This window comes from Clostridium neonatale (assembly GCF_900465025.1).
Lineage (GTDB): Bacteria > Bacillota > Clostridia > Clostridiales > Clostridiaceae > Clostridium > Clostridium neonatale.
In genome coordinates this window covers 350,865-367,500 of sequence record NZ_UICR01000003.1, presented here as the reverse complement: position 1 = coordinate 367,500, position 16,636 = coordinate 350,865, and the positions used below count along the sequence as shown (strand labels likewise).

The 16,636-nt window shown below is 31.5% G+C and carries 13 protein-coding genes, 3 tRNA genes and 3 rRNA genes (1 of these 19 running past the window's edge); 16 read left to right on the top strand and 3 right to left on the bottom strand.

The window, feature by feature from the left end; genetic code table 11:
* The 8 genes from CNEONATNEC86_RS19870 to CNEONATNEC86_RS19835 form a co-directional block, all read left to right on the top strand.
* A 23S ribosomal RNA gene (locus tag CNEONATNEC86_RS19870) occupies positions 1-2,252 on the top strand (it extends 655 nt beyond the left edge of the window).
* 184 nt (positions 2,253-2,436) lie between these two features.
* Positions 2,437-2,553 (top strand): 5S ribosomal RNA (gene rrf, locus CNEONATNEC86_RS19865).
* 6 nt (positions 2,554-2,559) lie between these two features.
* Positions 2,560-2,636 (top strand) — tRNA-Ile (locus CNEONATNEC86_RS19860).
* A gap of 5 nt (positions 2,637-2,641) precedes the next feature.
* Positions 2,642-2,717, top strand: a tRNA-Ala gene (locus CNEONATNEC86_RS19855).
* 279 nt (positions 2,718-2,996) lie between these two features.
* Complete coding sequence (locus CNEONATNEC86_RS19850) at positions 2,997-3,134, top strand: hypothetical protein (protein WP_157065800.1); 138 nt, start codon at positions 2,997-2,999, stop codon at positions 3,132-3,134.
* Between the two features lie 37 nt (positions 3,135-3,171).
* Positions 3,172-3,609, top strand: coding sequence for a hypothetical protein (locus tag CNEONATNEC86_RS19845; RefSeq protein WP_058296867.1), 438 nt, complete (start codon positions 3,172-3,174; stop codon positions 3,607-3,609).
* Between the two features lie 20 nt (positions 3,610-3,629).
* Positions 3,630-4,070 (top strand): VanZ family protein, encoded by a 441-nt coding sequence (locus tag CNEONATNEC86_RS19840; protein WP_058296866.1) that lies wholly within the window; start codon positions 3,630-3,632, stop codon positions 4,068-4,070.
* 169 nt (positions 4,071-4,239) lie between these two features.
* A complete protein-coding gene (locus CNEONATNEC86_RS19835) occupies positions 4,240-5,772 on the top strand; it encodes an AbgT family transporter (RefSeq protein WP_125147841.1) in 1,533 nt (510 codons plus the stop codon).
* 89 nt (positions 5,773-5,861) lie between these two features.
* Here CNEONATNEC86_RS19835 and wsfD read toward each other — a convergent pair whose 3' ends face one another.
* A complete protein-coding gene (gene wsfD, locus CNEONATNEC86_RS19830) occupies positions 5,862-7,364 on the bottom strand; it encodes a glycan biosynthesis hexose transferase WsfD (RefSeq protein ID WP_159117108.1) in 1,503 nt (500 codons plus the stop codon).
* Between the two features lie 364 nt (positions 7,365-7,728).
* Here wsfD and fusA point away from each other — a divergent pair, with 364 nt between their 5' ends.
* The 4 genes from fusA (at position 7,729) to CNEONATNEC86_RS19810 (ending at position 12,910) form a co-directional block, all read left to right on the top strand.
* Positions 7,729-9,813 (top strand): elongation factor G, encoded by a 2,085-nt coding sequence (fusA, locus tag CNEONATNEC86_RS19825; protein WP_125147839.1) that lies wholly within the window; start codon positions 7,729-7,731, stop codon positions 9,811-9,813.
* A 154-nt stretch (positions 9,814-9,967) separates the two neighbouring features.
* The gene (locus CNEONATNEC86_RS19820; RefSeq protein WP_125147838.1) at positions 9,968-10,204 is read left to right on the top strand and encodes a hypothetical protein; all 237 of its coding nucleotides are present in this window, start codon (positions 9,968-9,970) and stop codon (positions 10,202-10,204) included.
* A gap of 131 nt (positions 10,205-10,335) precedes the next feature.
* Positions 10,336-11,289: an ROK family protein gene (locus CNEONATNEC86_RS19815; RefSeq protein WP_159136723.1), complete on the top strand. Its 954-nt coding sequence runs from the start codon at positions 10,336-10,338 to the stop codon at positions 11,287-11,289.
* A 385-nt stretch (positions 11,290-11,674) separates the two neighbouring features.
* Positions 11,675-12,910, top strand: a complete 1,236-nt coding sequence (locus CNEONATNEC86_RS19810) for a competence/damage-inducible protein A (protein WP_058296860.1) — start codon at positions 11,675-11,677, stop codon at positions 12,908-12,910.
* Positions 12,911-13,305: 395 nt separating this feature from the next.
* Here the strand turns inward: CNEONATNEC86_RS19810 and CNEONATNEC86_RS19805 are convergent, their stop codons facing one another.
* Both CNEONATNEC86_RS19805 and CNEONATNEC86_RS19800 read right to left on the bottom strand, forming a co-directional pair.
* Complete coding sequence (locus CNEONATNEC86_RS19805; RefSeq protein ID WP_058296859.1) at positions 13,306-13,779, bottom strand: hypothetical protein; 474 nt, start codon at positions 13,777-13,779, stop codon at positions 13,306-13,308.
* A gap of 121 nt (positions 13,780-13,900) precedes the next feature.
* Positions 13,901-14,638 carry an NAD-dependent protein deacylase gene (locus CNEONATNEC86_RS19800; RefSeq protein ID WP_125147836.1) on the bottom strand — a complete coding sequence of 246 codons (738 nt, stop codon included), beginning with the start codon at positions 14,636-14,638 and terminating at the stop codon, positions 13,901-13,903.
* Positions 14,639-14,786: 148 nt separating this feature from the next.
* Here CNEONATNEC86_RS19800 and CNEONATNEC86_RS21360 point away from each other — a divergent pair, with 148 nt between their 5' ends.
* The 4 genes from CNEONATNEC86_RS21360 to CNEONATNEC86_RS19785 all read left to right on the top strand — a co-directional run bounded on the left by CNEONATNEC86_RS21360 (position 14,787) and on the right by CNEONATNEC86_RS19785 (position 16,530).
* Entirely contained in the window at positions 14,787-14,957 is a 171-nt protein-coding gene (locus CNEONATNEC86_RS21360) for a hypothetical protein (protein WP_172437827.1), read from the top strand.
* A gap of 81 nt (positions 14,958-15,038) precedes the next feature.
* Positions 15,039-16,010: a Gfo/Idh/MocA family protein gene (locus tag CNEONATNEC86_RS19795; protein WP_185738651.1), complete on the top strand. Its 972-nt coding sequence runs from the start codon at positions 15,039-15,041 to the stop codon at positions 16,008-16,010.
* A gap of 322 nt (positions 16,011-16,332) precedes the next feature.
* A 5S ribosomal RNA gene (gene rrf / locus CNEONATNEC86_RS19790) occupies positions 16,333-16,449 on the top strand.
* 5 nt (positions 16,450-16,454) lie between these two features.
* Positions 16,455-16,530: transfer RNA gene (locus CNEONATNEC86_RS19785), tRNA-Phe, on the top strand.
* Positions 16,531-16,636 lie beyond the last annotated feature (106 nt).

Genomic DNA, 16,636 nt, shown 5'->3' with positions numbered 1-16,636 from the left:
GAGCCGAAGGGAAACCAAGTCTTAATAGGGCGACTAGTTGCATGCTGTAGACCCGAAACCGGGTGACCTATCCATGGCCAGGTTGAAGCGAGGGTAAAACCTCGTGGAGGACCGAACCACGTTGCTGTTGAAAAAGCATGGGATGAGCTGTGGATAGCGGAGAAATTCCAATCGAACTCGGATATAGCTGGTTCTCCTCGAAATAGCTTTAGGGCTAGCGTCGACAAATGTGAGTAGTGGAGGTAGAGCACTGAATGGGCTAGGGGGCATAGCGCTTACCGAACCTTATCAAACTCCGAATGCCATATACTATCAGGTCGGCAGTCAGACTATGAAAGATAAGTTCCATGGTCAAAAGGGAAACAGCCCAGATCGTCAGCTAAGGTCCCAAAGTGTAAGTTAAGTGGAAAAGGATGTGGGATTTCTAAGACAACTAGGATGTTGGCTTAGAAGCAGCCATTCATTAAAAGAGTGCGTAATAGCTCACTAGTCAAGAGATCCTGCGCCGAAAATGTCCGGGGCTCAAACTTACCACCGAAGCTACGGGTTCACACTTAGTGTGAGCGGTAGAGGAGCGTTGTAATCGGGCTGAAGTCGTACCGTAAGGAGCGGTGGACTGATTACAAGTGAGAATGTTGGCATTAGTAGCGAGATGTAGGCGAGAATCCTACAGGCCGAATATCTAAGGTTTCCTGGGTAAAGTTTGTCTTCCCAGGGTTAGTCGGGACCTAAGGCGAGGCCGAAAGGCGTAGTCGATGGACAATTGGTTGATATTCCAATACCACTATCATCGTTATTACCGAGGGTGTGACGGAGAAGGATAGGATGTGCTAGCTATTGGATGCTAGTCGAAGCGTTTAGGGAGTTAGAGTAGGCAAATCCGCTCTAACAATTCTGAGGCGTTATAGGGAAGGTTCTACGGAACCGAAGTATCTGATTCCATGCTTCCAAGAAAAGCATCTAGGGAGAGAAGTAGTGCCCGTACCGCAAACCGACACAGGTAGATGAGGAGAGAATCCTAAGGCCGACGGAAGAATTGCAGTTAAGGAACTAGGCAAATTGACCCCGTAACTTCGGGAGAAGGGGTGCCTACGAAAGTAGGCCGCAGAGAATAGGCACAAGCAACTGTTTAACAAAAACACAGGTCTCTGCTAAAGCGTAAGCTGATGTATAGGGGCTGACGCCTGCCCGGTGCTGGAAGGTTAAGGGGAACACTTAGCGCAAGCGAAGGTGTGAACTTAAGCCCCAGTAAACGGCGGCCGTAACTATAACGGTCCTAAGGTAGCGAAATTCCTTGTCAGGTAAGTTCTGACCCGCACGAATGGCGTAATGACTTGTGCACTGTCTCAACTGCAAATCCGGCGAAGTTGTAGTGCGAGTGAAGATGCTCGCTACCCGCGATTGGACGGAAAGACCCCGTAGAGCTTTACTGTAGCTTAGCATTGAATTTCGGTATTGTCTGTACAGGATAGGTGGGAGACTGGGAAATCAGGGCGTCAGCCTTGATGGAGTCGTTGTTGGGATACCACCCTGATAGTATTGAAATTCTAACTGGATGCCATGAAACTGGTGACAGGACATTGTTAGGTGGGCAGTTTGACTGGGGCGGTCGCCTCCTAAAATGTAACGGAGGCGCCCAAAGGTTCCCTCAGAACGGTCGGAAATCGTTCGAAGAGTGTAAAGGCAGAAGGGAGCCTGACTGCGAGACCTACAAGTCGAGCAGGGACGAAAGTCGGGCTTAGTGATCCGGTGGTACCTCGTGGGAGGGCCATCGCTCAACGGATAAAAGCTACCTCGGGGATAACAGGCTGATCTCCCCCAAGAGTTCACATCGACGGGGAGGTTTGGCACCTCGATGTCGGCTCGTCGCATCCTGGGGCTGAAGTAGGTCCCAAGGGTTGGGCTGTTCGCCCATTAAAGCGGCACGCGAGCTGGGTTCAGAACGTCGTGAGACAGTTCGGTCCCTATCCGTCGCGGGCGTAGGAAATTTGAGAGGAGCTGTCCTTAGTACGAGAGGACCGGGATGGACTGACCTATGGTGTACCAGTTGTTTCGCCAGAAGCATTGCTGGGTAGCTAAGTCGGGAAGGGATAAACGCTGAAAGCATCTAAGTGTGAAGCCCACCTCAAGATGAGATTTCCCATAGCATAAGCTAGTAAGACCCCTTGAAGACTACAAGGTTGATAGGTCAGAGGTGTAAGTGCGGTAACGTATTTAGCTGACTGATACTAATAGGTCGAGGGCTTGACCAATATTAAGTTGTAATACATTAGGAACTATGTGCAATTTTGAAAGAACATTAAGTTCTTTTATAGAAATGATTTACTAAAATGTTTGATAGTTGTAGAATTAGTTTTCTTTTATAAGGAAACTCCATCAGCTAAAGCTGAGGAGTGCTAATTTCCAACAAAATCGAAGATTTTGGGAAATTAAGCATCTAGTGATGATGGCATAGAGGTAACACTCCTTCCCATTCCGAACAGGAAAGTTAAGGTCTATAGCGCCGATGGTACTGCATGGGAGACTGTGTGGGAGAGTAGGACGTTGCTAGGTAAGTAAGGATCTTTAGCTCAGTTGGTTAGAGCAACCGGCTCATAACCGGTAGGTCCGGGGTTCGAGTCCCTGAAGGTCCACCATTTTTGGGGGTATAGCTCAGTTGGGAGAGCACCTGCCTTGCACGCAGGGGGTCAAGAGTTCGAATCTCTTTATCTCCACCATTTATACAGATTATAGTTAGTCTATAGTCTGTATTTTTTTTATTTAAAAGTATTTTAATAATGTTAGAATAAATAAATATGTAATTATATATATTTAATAAGAATATATAATGAATAACTTTATTAGAATAATATTATAATGTTATATTAGACTTTTTATTAATTAATTGAAAACAAATATATACAGAAAATTATTTATATTATATAATTATATTGTAATTTTTTTACAATATTGTCCTGTGAATATTTAAATTACAATTAGAATGGAGAGATATTGATATGAATGATATATCTTATTTGGAAGAAGAAATAAAGACGCTAAAATTAACAAAAAGAGATTTATTACTCGCTGGAAGAGATACTAAAGATATTGATATAAAAATAGAAATACTAGAAAGAGAGAAAAAGGACAATTAATAAAATAATTAGTTTAAATATATAGGGGGGATTAGAGATGATGAGAACGGTTGTATGCAAAAAAGATGGTTGCAGTGGAAATGAGTTTTATATATCAATGGAAGAAGAGAAAGTTAAAGCTAAGTGTAAGGAATGTGGCAGTATTTATCTTTTTGACTTAGGAATAGATGATTTTAATATGCTATCTACCTGTAGTAATTGCAATAATGATGTTTTTAAGCTTTTTAAAGATCCTCAAAAAGATAGATTATATGTAAAATGTATTGAATGTGGAGCACCTCCAGAAAGAGTCTTTATAGACGATGAAGGTATGCAGGTAACATATCAAGAGAAGTTACTACATGATATAAAACATTTAATGCAGCAAATAGATCAGAGAGTCTGTAACCTTGAGATTAAAGTAGAAGGACTTGAAAAAGGACAGGAATTGTTAGAAGAATCATTGGCATATATAAATAAGTATATGACCAACTAGAGATGATGAGGATAAAGGATATGAGAAACAAAAGAAAAATTTTTTATTGGACTTTATTGATTAGTTGGATGATTTTTATAGCTATAATGTCGCACAAACCAGCAAATATATCTGATTCATATAGCATGGCAATTATATTTGGGATAGATAAGTTAGGTTTACCGTTAAATTTAGTATTTGGTGATTTGAGTAATTTTATTATAAGAAAAAGTGCTCATTTTATTGAATATATGATTTTATCAATATTGGTTACCAATGTAGTGAATTTATATTTAAACAAAAAAAGATCAATATTGATAACGGTGATTTTTGTGTTTTTATATGCTTGTTCTGATGAATTTCATCAACTTTTTGTACAAGGTAGGCAAGGATCTTTTAGAGATGTGTTAATTGACACAGCTGGAGGAATTGCAGCAGTAATTGTGAAAATGCTATATAATATGTTTTTAAAGAAGAGATAATTATATGTTTTATAATTATCTCTTCTTTTTTCTAATATTCTGATAATACTAGAAAATGAATATTGAAAAAAATTTAATTTAATTATATAATAACACTAATAAATATAAAATTAAGGATAAAATTCGACTTTTATGTAATAATTAATTTTATATAACTAAGGAGGAAAAGATGAAAAACGATAAGAAAAAATTGGGAATCCTTGGAGTAGTAGAGAATGTTGGAAATGTATTACCACATCCAACTACATTGTTTGTTATTTTATGTGCAGTAATAGCAGTTGTTTCTCATATCGCATATAAATTGGGTATTGGTGTTAATTATCAAGGAATTGATGTGGCAACTGGTGAGCTTAAAGACTTAACTGTTAATGTTGTTAGTTTATTAACACCAGAAGGAATTAGGTACATGTTTACAAGTGCTATAAGTAACTTCACTGGATTCGCTCCACTAGGTACTGTTTTAGTTGCTTTATTAGGGGTTGGGGTTGCTGAAGGTAGTGGATTAATATCAGCTATGTTGAAGAAATTAGTAACAAGCACACCTAAAAGATTTATAACAGTTGTTGTTGTATTCGCTGGCGTTATGTCAAGTATAGCTTCTGATGCCGGATATGTAGTACTAATACCATTAGGTGCAGTTATATTTAAGAGTTTTGGAAGACATCCATTAGCTGGTATAGCAGCAGCGTTTGCAGGTGTATCAGGTGGATTTAGTGCAAACTTAATACCTGGACCAACAGATGCTCTCCTTGGAGGAATTACAACAGAAGCAGTAGCATTAGCTAATCCTGGTTATGAAGTTGCTATAACAGGTAACTGGTATTTCATAATGGTTTCTACATTGCTTATAACAATTTTAGGGACAATAGTTACTGAAAAAATAGTTGAACCTAGATTAGGAAAATATAAGGAAAATGTTGAAGATGAACTTATGAAGGTTACTAGTGAAGAAAAAAGAGGCTTAAAATTTGCAGGCATAGCTTTCTTAGTAACATTGATAGGAATTTTATGTTTAGTGGTACCTTATAACGGAATATTAAGACATCCTGAGACTCATGCAATATTAAAATCTCCATTTATGGATTCAATAGTTGTTATAATAGCAATTATGTTCTTAATACCTGGAATAGCTTATGGAATTGGACATAGGACTATTAAGAATGATAAAGAAGTTATAAACTTAATGGGTAAGAGCATGTCGACAATGGGTTCATACATAGTATTAGTATTTTTTGCAGCACAATTCGTTGCATATTTCGGATATACTAAATTGGGAACAGTAATAGCAGTTAAGGGGGCAAACTTCTTAGAAGCAACTGGAATAAAAGGTATACCTCTTTTATTAGGGTTTATAATAGTTGTTGCTTTCATAAACTTATTTATGGGATCAGCTTCTGCTAAATGGGCAATAATGGCTCCAATTTTTGTTCCTATGTTAATGGGGGTAGGATACTCTCCGGAATTGACTCAAATGGCATACAGAATAGGTGACTCAACTACAAATATAATTTCACCACTTATGAGCTATTTCGCCTTAATAGTAGCATTTGCAGAAAAATATGATGAAGATACAGGAATAGGTACATTAATATCGACTATGGTTCCATATTCTATAGTATTTTTAATTGGATGGAGTTTATTATTAATAGTATGGTTTATATTAAAGCTTCCATTAGGAGTTGGTGCAGGAATATTCATGTAATCATACAGAAATAAATGAATTATTAAAATTATATATACAAAAAGCGATTAAGTTTAAAGAATCATCTTAATCGCTTTTTATATGTCTTATTATAATGTAGTTTGTTTTTTGATTATCTTATTTTTTATATAATCAATTGCTTTGAAAATAATACACAATAAGATTAATATGAAGAATATATCAAAAATAAAGTTGAATAAATATAATTGTTTTCCAGTATCAGCCTGACCGTTTCCAACAAAAGGCATAGGAAATTGTAATCCGCTAATAAATATTAATGTTAGAAGTAAAAGTGATTTAATTCTTTTATCTGGATTAAATTTATTTCTAATATATGTTGTAACTGAATAGATAAACATAATTAAGTATATTGATATAATAAACCATAATTTTTTTGGTAATAAATTTTCTCTTATATATGACCATCCAGTAAATCTACTAAATTTAGTGATTTCTTTTTCACTATAACTTTGAGATGCCTTACCTAGATCAGTACTTGTATAAAATGCTTTACTGGCGGTATATTGCATTCCTTCTATTAATCGTTTTGGATGAGTTAAATAGAATTTAGCTAATTTACCATTACTCATCTTGCTATAAAATTCTTTTTCTGTTATTTCAGTTCTAGGAACATACTTAACATATTGGTCAGCTGGTAAATAAGAATGTTTTCCGGCTTCAACAGCCATATCTGGATTAAGGCCCATATCAATTAAATCTTGTTCAGGTGTATCTGAGCCATTTAATACACCGTAGAATACTGAATTATACTGAGTATCTTTGCTTAAACTACCGCTACTCATATTAATTGCAATAGGATAAGCTATAAGGCATATAAATAAAAATATTGTAATTAATAAATTGGTTTTAGATAAAAGTTTTTTATTGTCCAATACTATTTTACCAATTAATAAAACTATAAATGGTAGGCACATAGTTACTTGAAGTTTAGAACCTATAAATAGCAGTGCACAGACAAAAATGTATACTATTTTAGAAAATAATTTATCTTCTCTTTTTAAGGAATATTTATAGTATGAATAATATAAAATGGAAGCAATAAATAAAATTAAGGTACTTATCATCATTGGCTCTCCATATAAACTATTAAACCAAACTAAATAATTGCCATCAAAGAAAATAAATAATGTAAATGCAGCGGTTATTATATACTTAATGGTGCTTTTTATATTTATTGCTTTAAGTATTATTAAAAATGCAGATAAATAAATTAAAAAATAAGCTATAGCTAAATATTCAGTTTTAAAGATATATTGTCCAAATAGCTTACAAATAAAGCAAATTAATGTTATTAAAGCACCCATACTAGTTCCAATTATAGTTGTAAAAATATTATTTACTGAATTAATTTTATATTCTGTAATTATATATTTATAGAATCTAACAAAATCAGGATTGTTGGTATCTGAATCTAGTAAAGAAAGACCAACTGCATTCATTACTCTATCAAAATCACCTTGATCAGCTACACCAAGTTTAGGATTTACAAATAATATCCAGGTAAAAATTAAAATAGCCAATATAATAAAACATAAGCTAATGCTTTTTATATAATTCTTTGATATTTTCATCTCATATCCTCCACTAATCTATTATGAAAATTATATTTAATATTATCATCTCAACTAACAGATAAAATTATAATGTTTTTTTTTATATACTACAATAAAGAATAGGATATATATATAATATTGTTTAATTAAAAATATAATTATATTTGAATAAGAACATACATATGATTGCGATGAATAAATTTTCAGAAAATTAAGAAAAATGAAAAGGAATTCAATAACAAAAGTAGAATTATTAATTATCAGATTTAATTTCTCATATAATATATAAAATATGATTTAAATGTGAAAAGTATATTAGGGGAAGGTAGGTGGAAGCCAGAGCTTATAAGAATTTATCTTACTTAAAGGTTTGGCGTAATTTATGAAAGATTATTGTATTAAAAATTTAAGGAATATTGGGCTTATAGGTCACAATGGAACTGGAAAAACATCTCTTGCAGAAAGTATTCTATATTATTCAAAAATTACAGATAGGATTGGAAAGATTGAAGAAGGTAATACTGTTTTAGACTATGATCCAGAAGAGAAGAAAAGACAATTTTCAATATCCCTTTCAATTGCACCAGTTGAATTAGATAATGTTAAAATAAATATTATTGATATCCCAGGATATGCTGATTTTCATGGAGAATGTATTCAAGGTATGAGAGCAGTAGATGTTGGTATGATAGTAGTAAGTGGGGTTTCAGGAATAAAGGCTGGAACTGAAAGAGCATGGGAATATTGTAACAAGATTAAACTGCCTAGAACTATTTTTATAAATAAATTAGATAGAGAGAATGCAAGTTTTGATAATGTATTAGATTCATTAAATCAAAAGTTTGGTATAAGTGTTGTTCCAATTCAATATCCTATTGGAACAGAAGAAAATTTTAAGGGTGTAATAAACGTAATATCTAATAAAGCAAAAATATATAATACTAAAACAAGAGAAGTAGAAATAATTGATATACCAAAAGAATTAGAAGAGAAAGTTCAACACTGTAAGATCATGATAATGGAAGCTGTAGCAGAAACTGATGAAAATTTACTTGAGAAATACTTTAGTGAAGGAATATTAAGTGATGAAGAAATTTATAAAGGATTAATAAAGGGATGTGCTAGTGGAGAAATTGCACCTGTAATGTGTGGTAGTGCATTAAAGGTAATTGGTATAGATTCATTAATTGAAGATATTGTTGAATGTTTTCCATCACCAGAATATGCAATTCCTCAAAAGGCAGTAGATTTAAATACCAATAAAGAAGTATTTATAAATCTTACGCAAGATAAATCATTTTCTGCATTAGTATTTAAAACAATAGCTGATCCATTTGTTGGTAAAATTTCGTTTTTCAGAGTCATAACTGGACAAGCAAGTGATGATATGGTTGTTGTTAACACTAACAAAGATAAAACTGAAAAGTTATCACATATTTGTTTTATGAGGGGAAAAACTCAAATCCCAACTCAAAGTATAATAGCAGGAGATATTGGAGCTATATCTAAATTGCAATATACAAGTACAGGTGATACTTTATGTAGTCCAGAATTTAAAGTTATATATGATAAGATGAATTTTCCAACTACAGTTTATTCTATGGCTGCTATTCCACAAGCAAAAGGAGATGAAGAAAAGATATCACAAGCATTGAGTAAGTTAAAAGAGGAAGATCCAGTATTTGAAGTAGATAGAGACGCTGATAATGCAGAAATAATAGTTTCTGGACTTGGAGAGACTCATATTAATATAATAGCAAGTAAGATTAAAAGTAAGTTTGGAACTGATATTATTCTAAGTTTACCTAAGATTCCATATAAAGAAACTATTAAAGGATTTTCTGATGTTCAAGGAAAGCATAAGAAGCAATCTGGAGGACATGGGCAATATGGAGATGTAGTAATTAAATTTGAACCAAGAGATGATGGAGGAGAAGAATTAGAATTTGTTGATAATGTAGTTGGAGGTGCAGTTCCAAGAAATTTTATACCTGCAGTTGAGAAAGGATTAAGGGAATGTATGCAGCATGGAGTATTAGCAGGATGCCCAGTTATAGGATTAAGAGCAACATTACATGATGGATCATATCATTCAGTTGATTCATCAGAAATGGCATTTAAGATGGCTGCTTCAATTGCATATAAGAAGGGATTAGAACAGGCTAAACCGATATTATTGGAACCTATAATGAAAATAGATATAATTATTCCTAATGATTATATGGGTGATGTAATAGCAGATATAAATAAGAAGAGAGGAAGAGTAATGGGAATGGAACCAGAAGAGGATAAGCAGAAGGTTACAGCAGAAGTTCCGTTGGCAGAAATAAGAAAATATGCGACTGAATTAAGATCTTTAACTCAAGGCAGAGGTTCCTTCTCAAAAGAATTTTTAAGATATGAAGAAATACCAGAAATAGAAGTAAATAAAATTATAGATGAAATTAAGGCAAGCAAATCTAAATAAAAAATAAGGTAATAGATATTTTATATCTATTACCTTATTTTTCTTTTAAACATAAAAATTTCATATCTATAAGCGAGGATAAAATCATTCATAAAAAGGAATACTATTCTAGTATAGAGATATAAAACTAGCTTTATTAATAGGAGGAAATTAGATGTCAGATTATACTATGGATATTGGTGGAAAAATTGAGTTGAGTGATTATAGCGATATATTTGACTATTTAAATATAATAGATAAAGACGATAATTTTATGATAAGAATAGCTAAAGATAATGAAGATGATATTGGAGTAATAAGTTCCATGCTTAATGATAGCAATTTTATAATTCATCATACAGAATATGATGAAAGAGGTAATTATTATATAGTTGCTAATAAAAATATTTGAAAATTATAATATTTTAAAATTATAATATCTTAAAATTTATATTAGAGTTTTCTTATGACAACATAATATAGTATAATATTTGTATGGTAAAGGTTTTATAATAAACTTATATAAATAAAGGAGAGAAGACCATGAAAAATTATGTTGTGGGAGTAGACTTAGGGGGAACAAAAATAAGCACAGCTTTATCTGATCTTGAAGGTAAGATAATCAATCAAACAACTATACCAACTGATGCGCATGAAGGTGAAGTGCCAGTTTTAAACAGAATAATTAATTCTATAGAAAAAGTTGTTAATGATAGTGCTGTTTCTTATGAAGATATAAAAGGTATTGGAATCGGTTCGCCAGGTCCACTAGATGCAAAACAAGGTATAATAATTACTACACCTAATCTTCCATTTAAAAATTTCAACTTAGTTAAACCTATAAGTGAAAAATTTGGAGTACCTGTATTTTTAGATAATGATGCCAATGTAGCTGCTATTGGAGAATTTATGTTTGGCGCTGGAAAGGGTGCTGAAAATATAGTATTCTTCACTGTAAGCACAGGTGTAGGCGGAGGAGCTATATTAAACGGAAAGGTATATAGAGGACATACTTCAAATGCTTTAGAAATTGGACATATGACAGTGGCTCCACATGGTTCAAGATGTAACTGTGGTAATGTCGGATGTGTAGAAGCTACTTCATCAGGAACTGCTATTGCAAAAAGAGCTCATGAAGCATTATCAACTAAAGTTGAAACATCTTTAAGAAAATACGAAAATGTCACTTCTTATGAAGTTTTCGTTGAAGCAGCAGCAGGAGATCCAGTTGCAAAAGATATAATTGATGATGCAATGAACTATTTAGGTATAGCGGTTGCAAACGCAGTATCAATATTTGATCCAGAATATGTAATTATTGGTGGTGGCGTATCAAAAGCTGGAGATGTAGTTTTTGATACAGTAAGAAAAGTTGTAAATAAGAGATGCTTCAAATCAATGGCTGAATCAGTTAAAATAGTTCCAGCTGGTCTTGGCACAGATGCAGGTTTAATAGGTGCCGTAGCTTTAGCGTTACTTGAAACACAAGATAAATAAATCAAAAATAAAATATTTTATGAATAATTAGGAGAGCTTATACATACTATATAAGTATAAAGCTCTCTTGCACTAAATTTTTTCTTCTCATACATATTATTATTTGGTTTTAACAAACATATGATTTTTTTATTTTGATATTTGTTTGTAAAAACTTTGAGATGAAGAAATTTTTCATATAACCTATCCCTGCTTTATGGTGGGGATAGACTATAAGAAGAAATTAATATTTGATGCACTCAACCTATTCAATATATATTGAATAGGTTTTGCACATTTATAAGGGCATAATGAATATTTAATTTTCATATTTGGTTAATTTAGATAAGTTGTATATTTTTTATAGAATGCTAAAAATGATATATCTTGAAAGGAGAATTATTTTATGAGAGCAGAAATTATATCAATAGGAACAGAATTATTATTAGGAGATATAGTCAATTCAAATGCACAATTTTTAGGACAAGAATTAGCAGCATTAGGTATTGAAATGTACTATCAACAAGTTGTTGGCGATAATGAAGAAAGAATACTACATGCATTTAAGGAAGCATATAACAGATGTGATATTATTATAACAACAGGTGGTCTTGGACCTACGGATGATGATTTGACAAAAGAAATGGCAGCAAAATATTTTAATAAAAGATTATTTGAAGATAAAGAATCATTGGAAAATTTACAGGAATATTTTAAATTCAGAAAAAGGAAGATGACAACTAATAATTTAAAGCAAGCATTAATTCCGGAGGGAGCAACTGCAATTAAAAATAATAATGGAACAGCTCCAGGAGTAATTATAGAAGAAAATAATAAAATAATGATTATATTACCAGGGCCACCAAAAGAAATGAAACCTATGTTTGAAGAAGATATTAAGCCATATCTTAAATCAAAATCTGATTCTGTTATAATCTCAAAAATGATCAAGATTTTAGGAATAGGGGAAAGTGCAGTTGCAGAAACAGTTAAGGATTTAATGGAGTCACAGAGTAATCCAACCATTGCTCCATATGCAAAAGAGATAGGAGTTATACTTAGAATTACAGCAAAAGCTGAAAATGAAGCAGCAGCATTAAAATTAATTGAACCATTAGAGATAGAAATAAAAAATAGACTTGGAGAGAATGTATATGCAACTGAAGATATATCTATAGAAGATGTAGTAGCAAAGTTATTAATAGAAAATAAATACACTGTATCTACTGCTGAATCTTGTACTGGAGGAATGATAGCAAGTACTTTAATAAATTATCCGGGAATATCTGAAGTTTTCATGGAAGGTGCTGTTACATATTCAAATGAAGCTAAGCATAAAAGACTCGGAGTAAAAAATGAAACATTAGAAAAGTATGGTGCAGTAAGTGAAGAGACAGCAAGAGAAATGGCAATAGGTATTGCTAAAAAAGCAAATACTGATGTAAGTATAGTTACAACTGGAATAGCTGGCCCAGGTGGAGGAACAGAAGAGAAACCAGTAGGTTTAGTTTATATAGGCGTATATGTAAAAGGTAAAGTGAAAGTTGAAAAACATATTTTTAAAGGTAATAGATCTAAGGTTAGGAATCAAGCGACAATCACTGCGCTAGATATATTAAGAAGATGCTTAATTAATGAATGATATTATAAAGATAAGTTTGTAGAAGTAGTCTTTATAATGATTTAATTAAAGGAATATAAGAATGTATATTCTTAAGAATACGAAAATATAGGAATATGTGTTTATAGGAATAAAAATATACACATATAAAAAGAGCAGCTATGCTGCAATTCGGATCTTAAAAAGAGCATGTATACTAAAACTTGAATGGATTTAAAAATAAGAAAACTTCTTTCTTTAATTTGAAAAAATAAATATCATAAAAAGAAAACTGCCATATTCATTTTTACTATGGCAGTTTATCAATTGTATATAAATAAAAATGGGGGAGAGGCGATTAAATATTGAAGTTAAATACTTCATTATAAATTCTTTCCATATTAAATTTATTTATACATATTAATTACAATTTATGATTAAGAATTAATTTTTTCATCTAATCCGATGTTATCTTGATCATTATATGTAGGAGATAACGGTTCGTTATATAAATTAGAAAGTGAAGAACTTATGACCCAGCCTTTAGAATTTATATTACTATCAATAGGTAATTGAACATAATACCAAATATTATTTTCTACTGATGCTTTTTCGATTATATTAACTTTTAACAGTTCATTACTTATATATATACATGGTGAAGCTAAATCTGGATATATATATATGTGTGATGAATCTTCTAATGTTCCATAAATATAATCAATATCACAAAATTCTATTGTAAAATTTTTATCAGATGTTTTAGATTTATTAATTAATGTGTCCAATTGCTTTTTTGTTAATCTTAAGTCTAAGCGTAGAGAAGAAATAGTATTTTCATATTTATTAATGTAAAACATTCCAGCACCTATGCTTAAAAGAATTATTATTAATAAAAATAGTATTAACATTCTAACTCCTATAATTTTAATTGATATATTAATAAATATATTCTGATATTATAAAAAAATGTATAAAAATAGATAATAGCTATGTTGCTATTATCTACAAAGATTAATATTATTTTATTAATTACAAAGACTTCACAGCTTCATATAATACCTTTCCAATAGAATCATGAATGACTAAATCGGCCTTATTATCAGCAGAAGTTGTGCTTTTATTTATAAGAACAAGATTATTTCCTCTAAAGTAATTTATAAGTCCTGCTGCAGGGTAAACAACAAGTGAAGTGCCTCCTATTATTAGAGTATCCGCTTGAGAGATAGCCTTAACTGAATTTTGTATAATAGCTTCATCTAAACCTTCTTCATAAAGGACTACATCAGGTTTAACCTTTCCACCACATTTAGGACATGTAGGTATTCCCTTAGATGCTAAAATAAATTTTTCATCATAAAATGCATGACACTTCATGCAGTAATTTCTAAGTACAGATCCGTGCAATTCATAAACGACTTTAGATCCAGCAGCCTGATGTAAACCGTCAATATTTTGAGTTACAATAGCTTTAAGCTTACCAATATCCTCAAGTTTAGCCAAAGCCATATGAGCAGTATTTGGTCTAGCTTCAGGATATATTAATTTGTCCTTATAGAATTTAAAAAATTCATCTGGATATTTCATAAAAAATGTATGAGATACAAGTTGTTCAGGAGTGAAATTTATTTTAAGATTCTCATTCCATAATCCATTTGAACTTCTGAAATCTGGAATATTAGATTCAGTACTTACTCCAGCGCCACCGAAGAATACTATATTTTTACTTTCTTTTAAAATTTGAGTTAATTGTTCTATTTTAGTATTCATTAAATCATCTCCATAAATTGTATTTATTAATTTTATTATGTCACAAATAAATAAAAAAATAAAATAAACTGACGTTTGAAATATAGATAAGAATGTATTTAATTAATGTATAATAGATTTATAAATATTTCATCGGAGGAAATCTATTATGAAAAAAAATGAAAAGATATTATTAGGGATATCCTGTTTTTTGGGAGGTGTAGTAGCAGGCTTTTTAATTGCACCTATTAAGAACGGAATGTATTTTGGAAATAATTGTGGAAATCATCATGCTGTAAGTAAAGAGGAATTACAAGATATTATTGGAGTAAATGAGTAGAAAAAATAGATTAATCTATGAAAATACTTATATTAAACTAGAGTAATTTATATTTAAGAAAATAAAATGGAGGAAATTTATATGAATATTGGAATATTAGGTGCAGGCTCAATAGCAAGGCAAATGGCCTATACAATAAGTAAAATGGATAATGCTATAAATTATGCAATAGCATCAAGAGATTATAAGAAATCACAGAAATTTGCAAAAGAATTTCGAGTTATTAAAGCATATGGGTCTTATGAGGAAATGATAAAAGATCCAGAAGTAGAGCTTGTATATATTGCAACACCACATTCATTACATTATGAACATGCTAAGCTTTGTTTGAATAACGGAAAACATGTACTTTGCGAAAAAGCTTTTACTATAAATGAAAAGCAGGCAGAAGAATTATTTGAAATTGCAAAAGAAAAAAATCTATTTATTACTGAAGCTATATGGACTAGATATATGCCAATGAGAAAAACTTTAGATGATATATTAGAGAGTGATGTAATAGGTGAGTTGCACTCATTAACAGCTAATTTAGGATATAGAATCAATAATGTTCCAAGACTTGTTGACCCAAATCTTGCGGGAGGGTCTTTACTTGATGTAGGGGTGTACACGCTTAATTTTGCATCTATGGTTTTTGGAAATAACATAAAAGATATATCATCAACTGTAATAAAAACTGATACAGGCGTGGATGCGCAAAATAGTATAACATTATATTATGAGAATAATAGAATGGCGATTCTTCATAGCACCATGATGTCACGTACTGATAGAAGAGGAATTATATATGGTAGTAAAGGTTATATTGAAGTTGAGAATATCAATAATTGTGAAGGGATAAAGATATATTCATTAGATGGAAATTTAATTGATGAATATAAGACTCCAAAGCAAATAACAGGATATGAATATGAGGTGGAAGCTTCTATTAAGGCAATAAAGAATGGAGAATTAGAATGCATTGAAATGCCACATTCAGAGACACTTATAATAATGAGATTAATGGATAAATTAAGAAATAATTGGGGAATTAAGTATCCTTTCGAAGAATAATACTATAATAAAATGAACAAGTGGTTAGATAGATAAGAGTAGAGCATAAAAATTGGTTGATATTAAAATCAGTTTATTTTAGCTCTTCTTTTATTATAAATTAATACATTAAAAGTATTGATTTCATTAGGTAAAAATTTCAGCATATAAAAAATAATATTAATGAAATATATAAATTATTCAATAAAGAAAAAATTGAGTTTAGAAACATTAAATATAGAGATAGAAGTTTAGTTAGTTAACAGTATTTATATAAAAAATAAAAAACTTTTAAAAAATGTGTTGACATAATATTATTATCTCGATATAATACTACTTGTGATCTGGTGATGACGGCATAGAGGTAACACTCCTTCCCATTCCGAACAGGAAAGTTAAGGTCTATAGCGCCGATGGTACTGCATGGGAAACTGTGTGGGAGAGTAGGACGTTGCCAGGTAATATGGCTCGATAGCTCAGTCGGTAGAGCAGAGGACTGAAAATCCTCGTGTCACTGGTTCGATTCCAGTTCGAGCCACCAAAAGCACTAACGTATGTTAGTGCTTTTTTATATTTGAAAATAGTTTATAAAAATAGAATGCATTTATTAGGTTTAATGCATCCTATTACTTGATTTAATTAAATAC

Bases quoted from the DNA above. Each gene is read 5' to 3' on its own strand.
- CNEONATNEC86_RS19850 (WP_157065800.1), top strand. From the start codon at position 2,997: ATGAATGATATATCTTATTTGGAAGAAGAAATAAAGACGCTAAAATTA.
- CNEONATNEC86_RS19805 (WP_058296859.1), bottom strand. From the start codon at position 13,779: ATGTTAATACTATTTTTATTAATAATAATTCTTTTAAGCATAGGTGCT.
- wsfD (WP_159117108.1), bottom strand. From the start codon at position 7,364: ATGAAAATATCAAAGAATTATATAAAAAGCATTAGCTTATGTTTTATT.
- fusA (WP_125147839.1), top strand. From the start codon at position 7,729: ATGAAAGATTATTGTATTAAAAATTTAAGGAATATTGGGCTTATAGGT.
- CNEONATNEC86_RS19820 (WP_125147838.1), top strand. From the start codon at position 9,968: ATGTCAGATTATACTATGGATATTGGTGGAAAAATTGAGTTGAGTGAT.
- CNEONATNEC86_RS19835 (WP_125147841.1), top strand. From the start codon at position 4,240: ATGAAAAACGATAAGAAAAAATTGGGAATCCTTGGAGTAGTAGAGAAT.
- CNEONATNEC86_RS19845 (WP_058296867.1), top strand. From the start codon at position 3,172: ATGATGAGAACGGTTGTATGCAAAAAAGATGGTTGCAGTGGAAATGAG.
- CNEONATNEC86_RS19815 (WP_159136723.1), top strand. From the start codon at position 10,336: ATGAAAAATTATGTTGTGGGAGTAGACTTAGGGGGAACAAAAATAAGC.
- CNEONATNEC86_RS19795 (WP_185738651.1), top strand. From the start codon at position 15,039: ATGAATATTGGAATATTAGGTGCAGGCTCAATAGCAAGGCAAATGGCC.
- CNEONATNEC86_RS19840 (WP_058296866.1), top strand. From the start codon at position 3,630: ATGAGAAACAAAAGAAAAATTTTTTATTGGACTTTATTGATTAGTTGG.
- CNEONATNEC86_RS21360 (WP_172437827.1), top strand. From the start codon at position 14,787: ATGAAAAAAAATGAAAAGATATTATTAGGGATATCCTGTTTTTTGGGA.
- CNEONATNEC86_RS19800 (WP_125147836.1), bottom strand. From the start codon at position 14,638: ATGAATACTAAAATAGAACAATTAACTCAAATTTTAAAAGAAAGTAAA.
- CNEONATNEC86_RS19810 (WP_058296860.1), top strand. From the start codon at position 11,675: ATGAGAGCAGAAATTATATCAATAGGAACAGAATTATTATTAGGAGAT.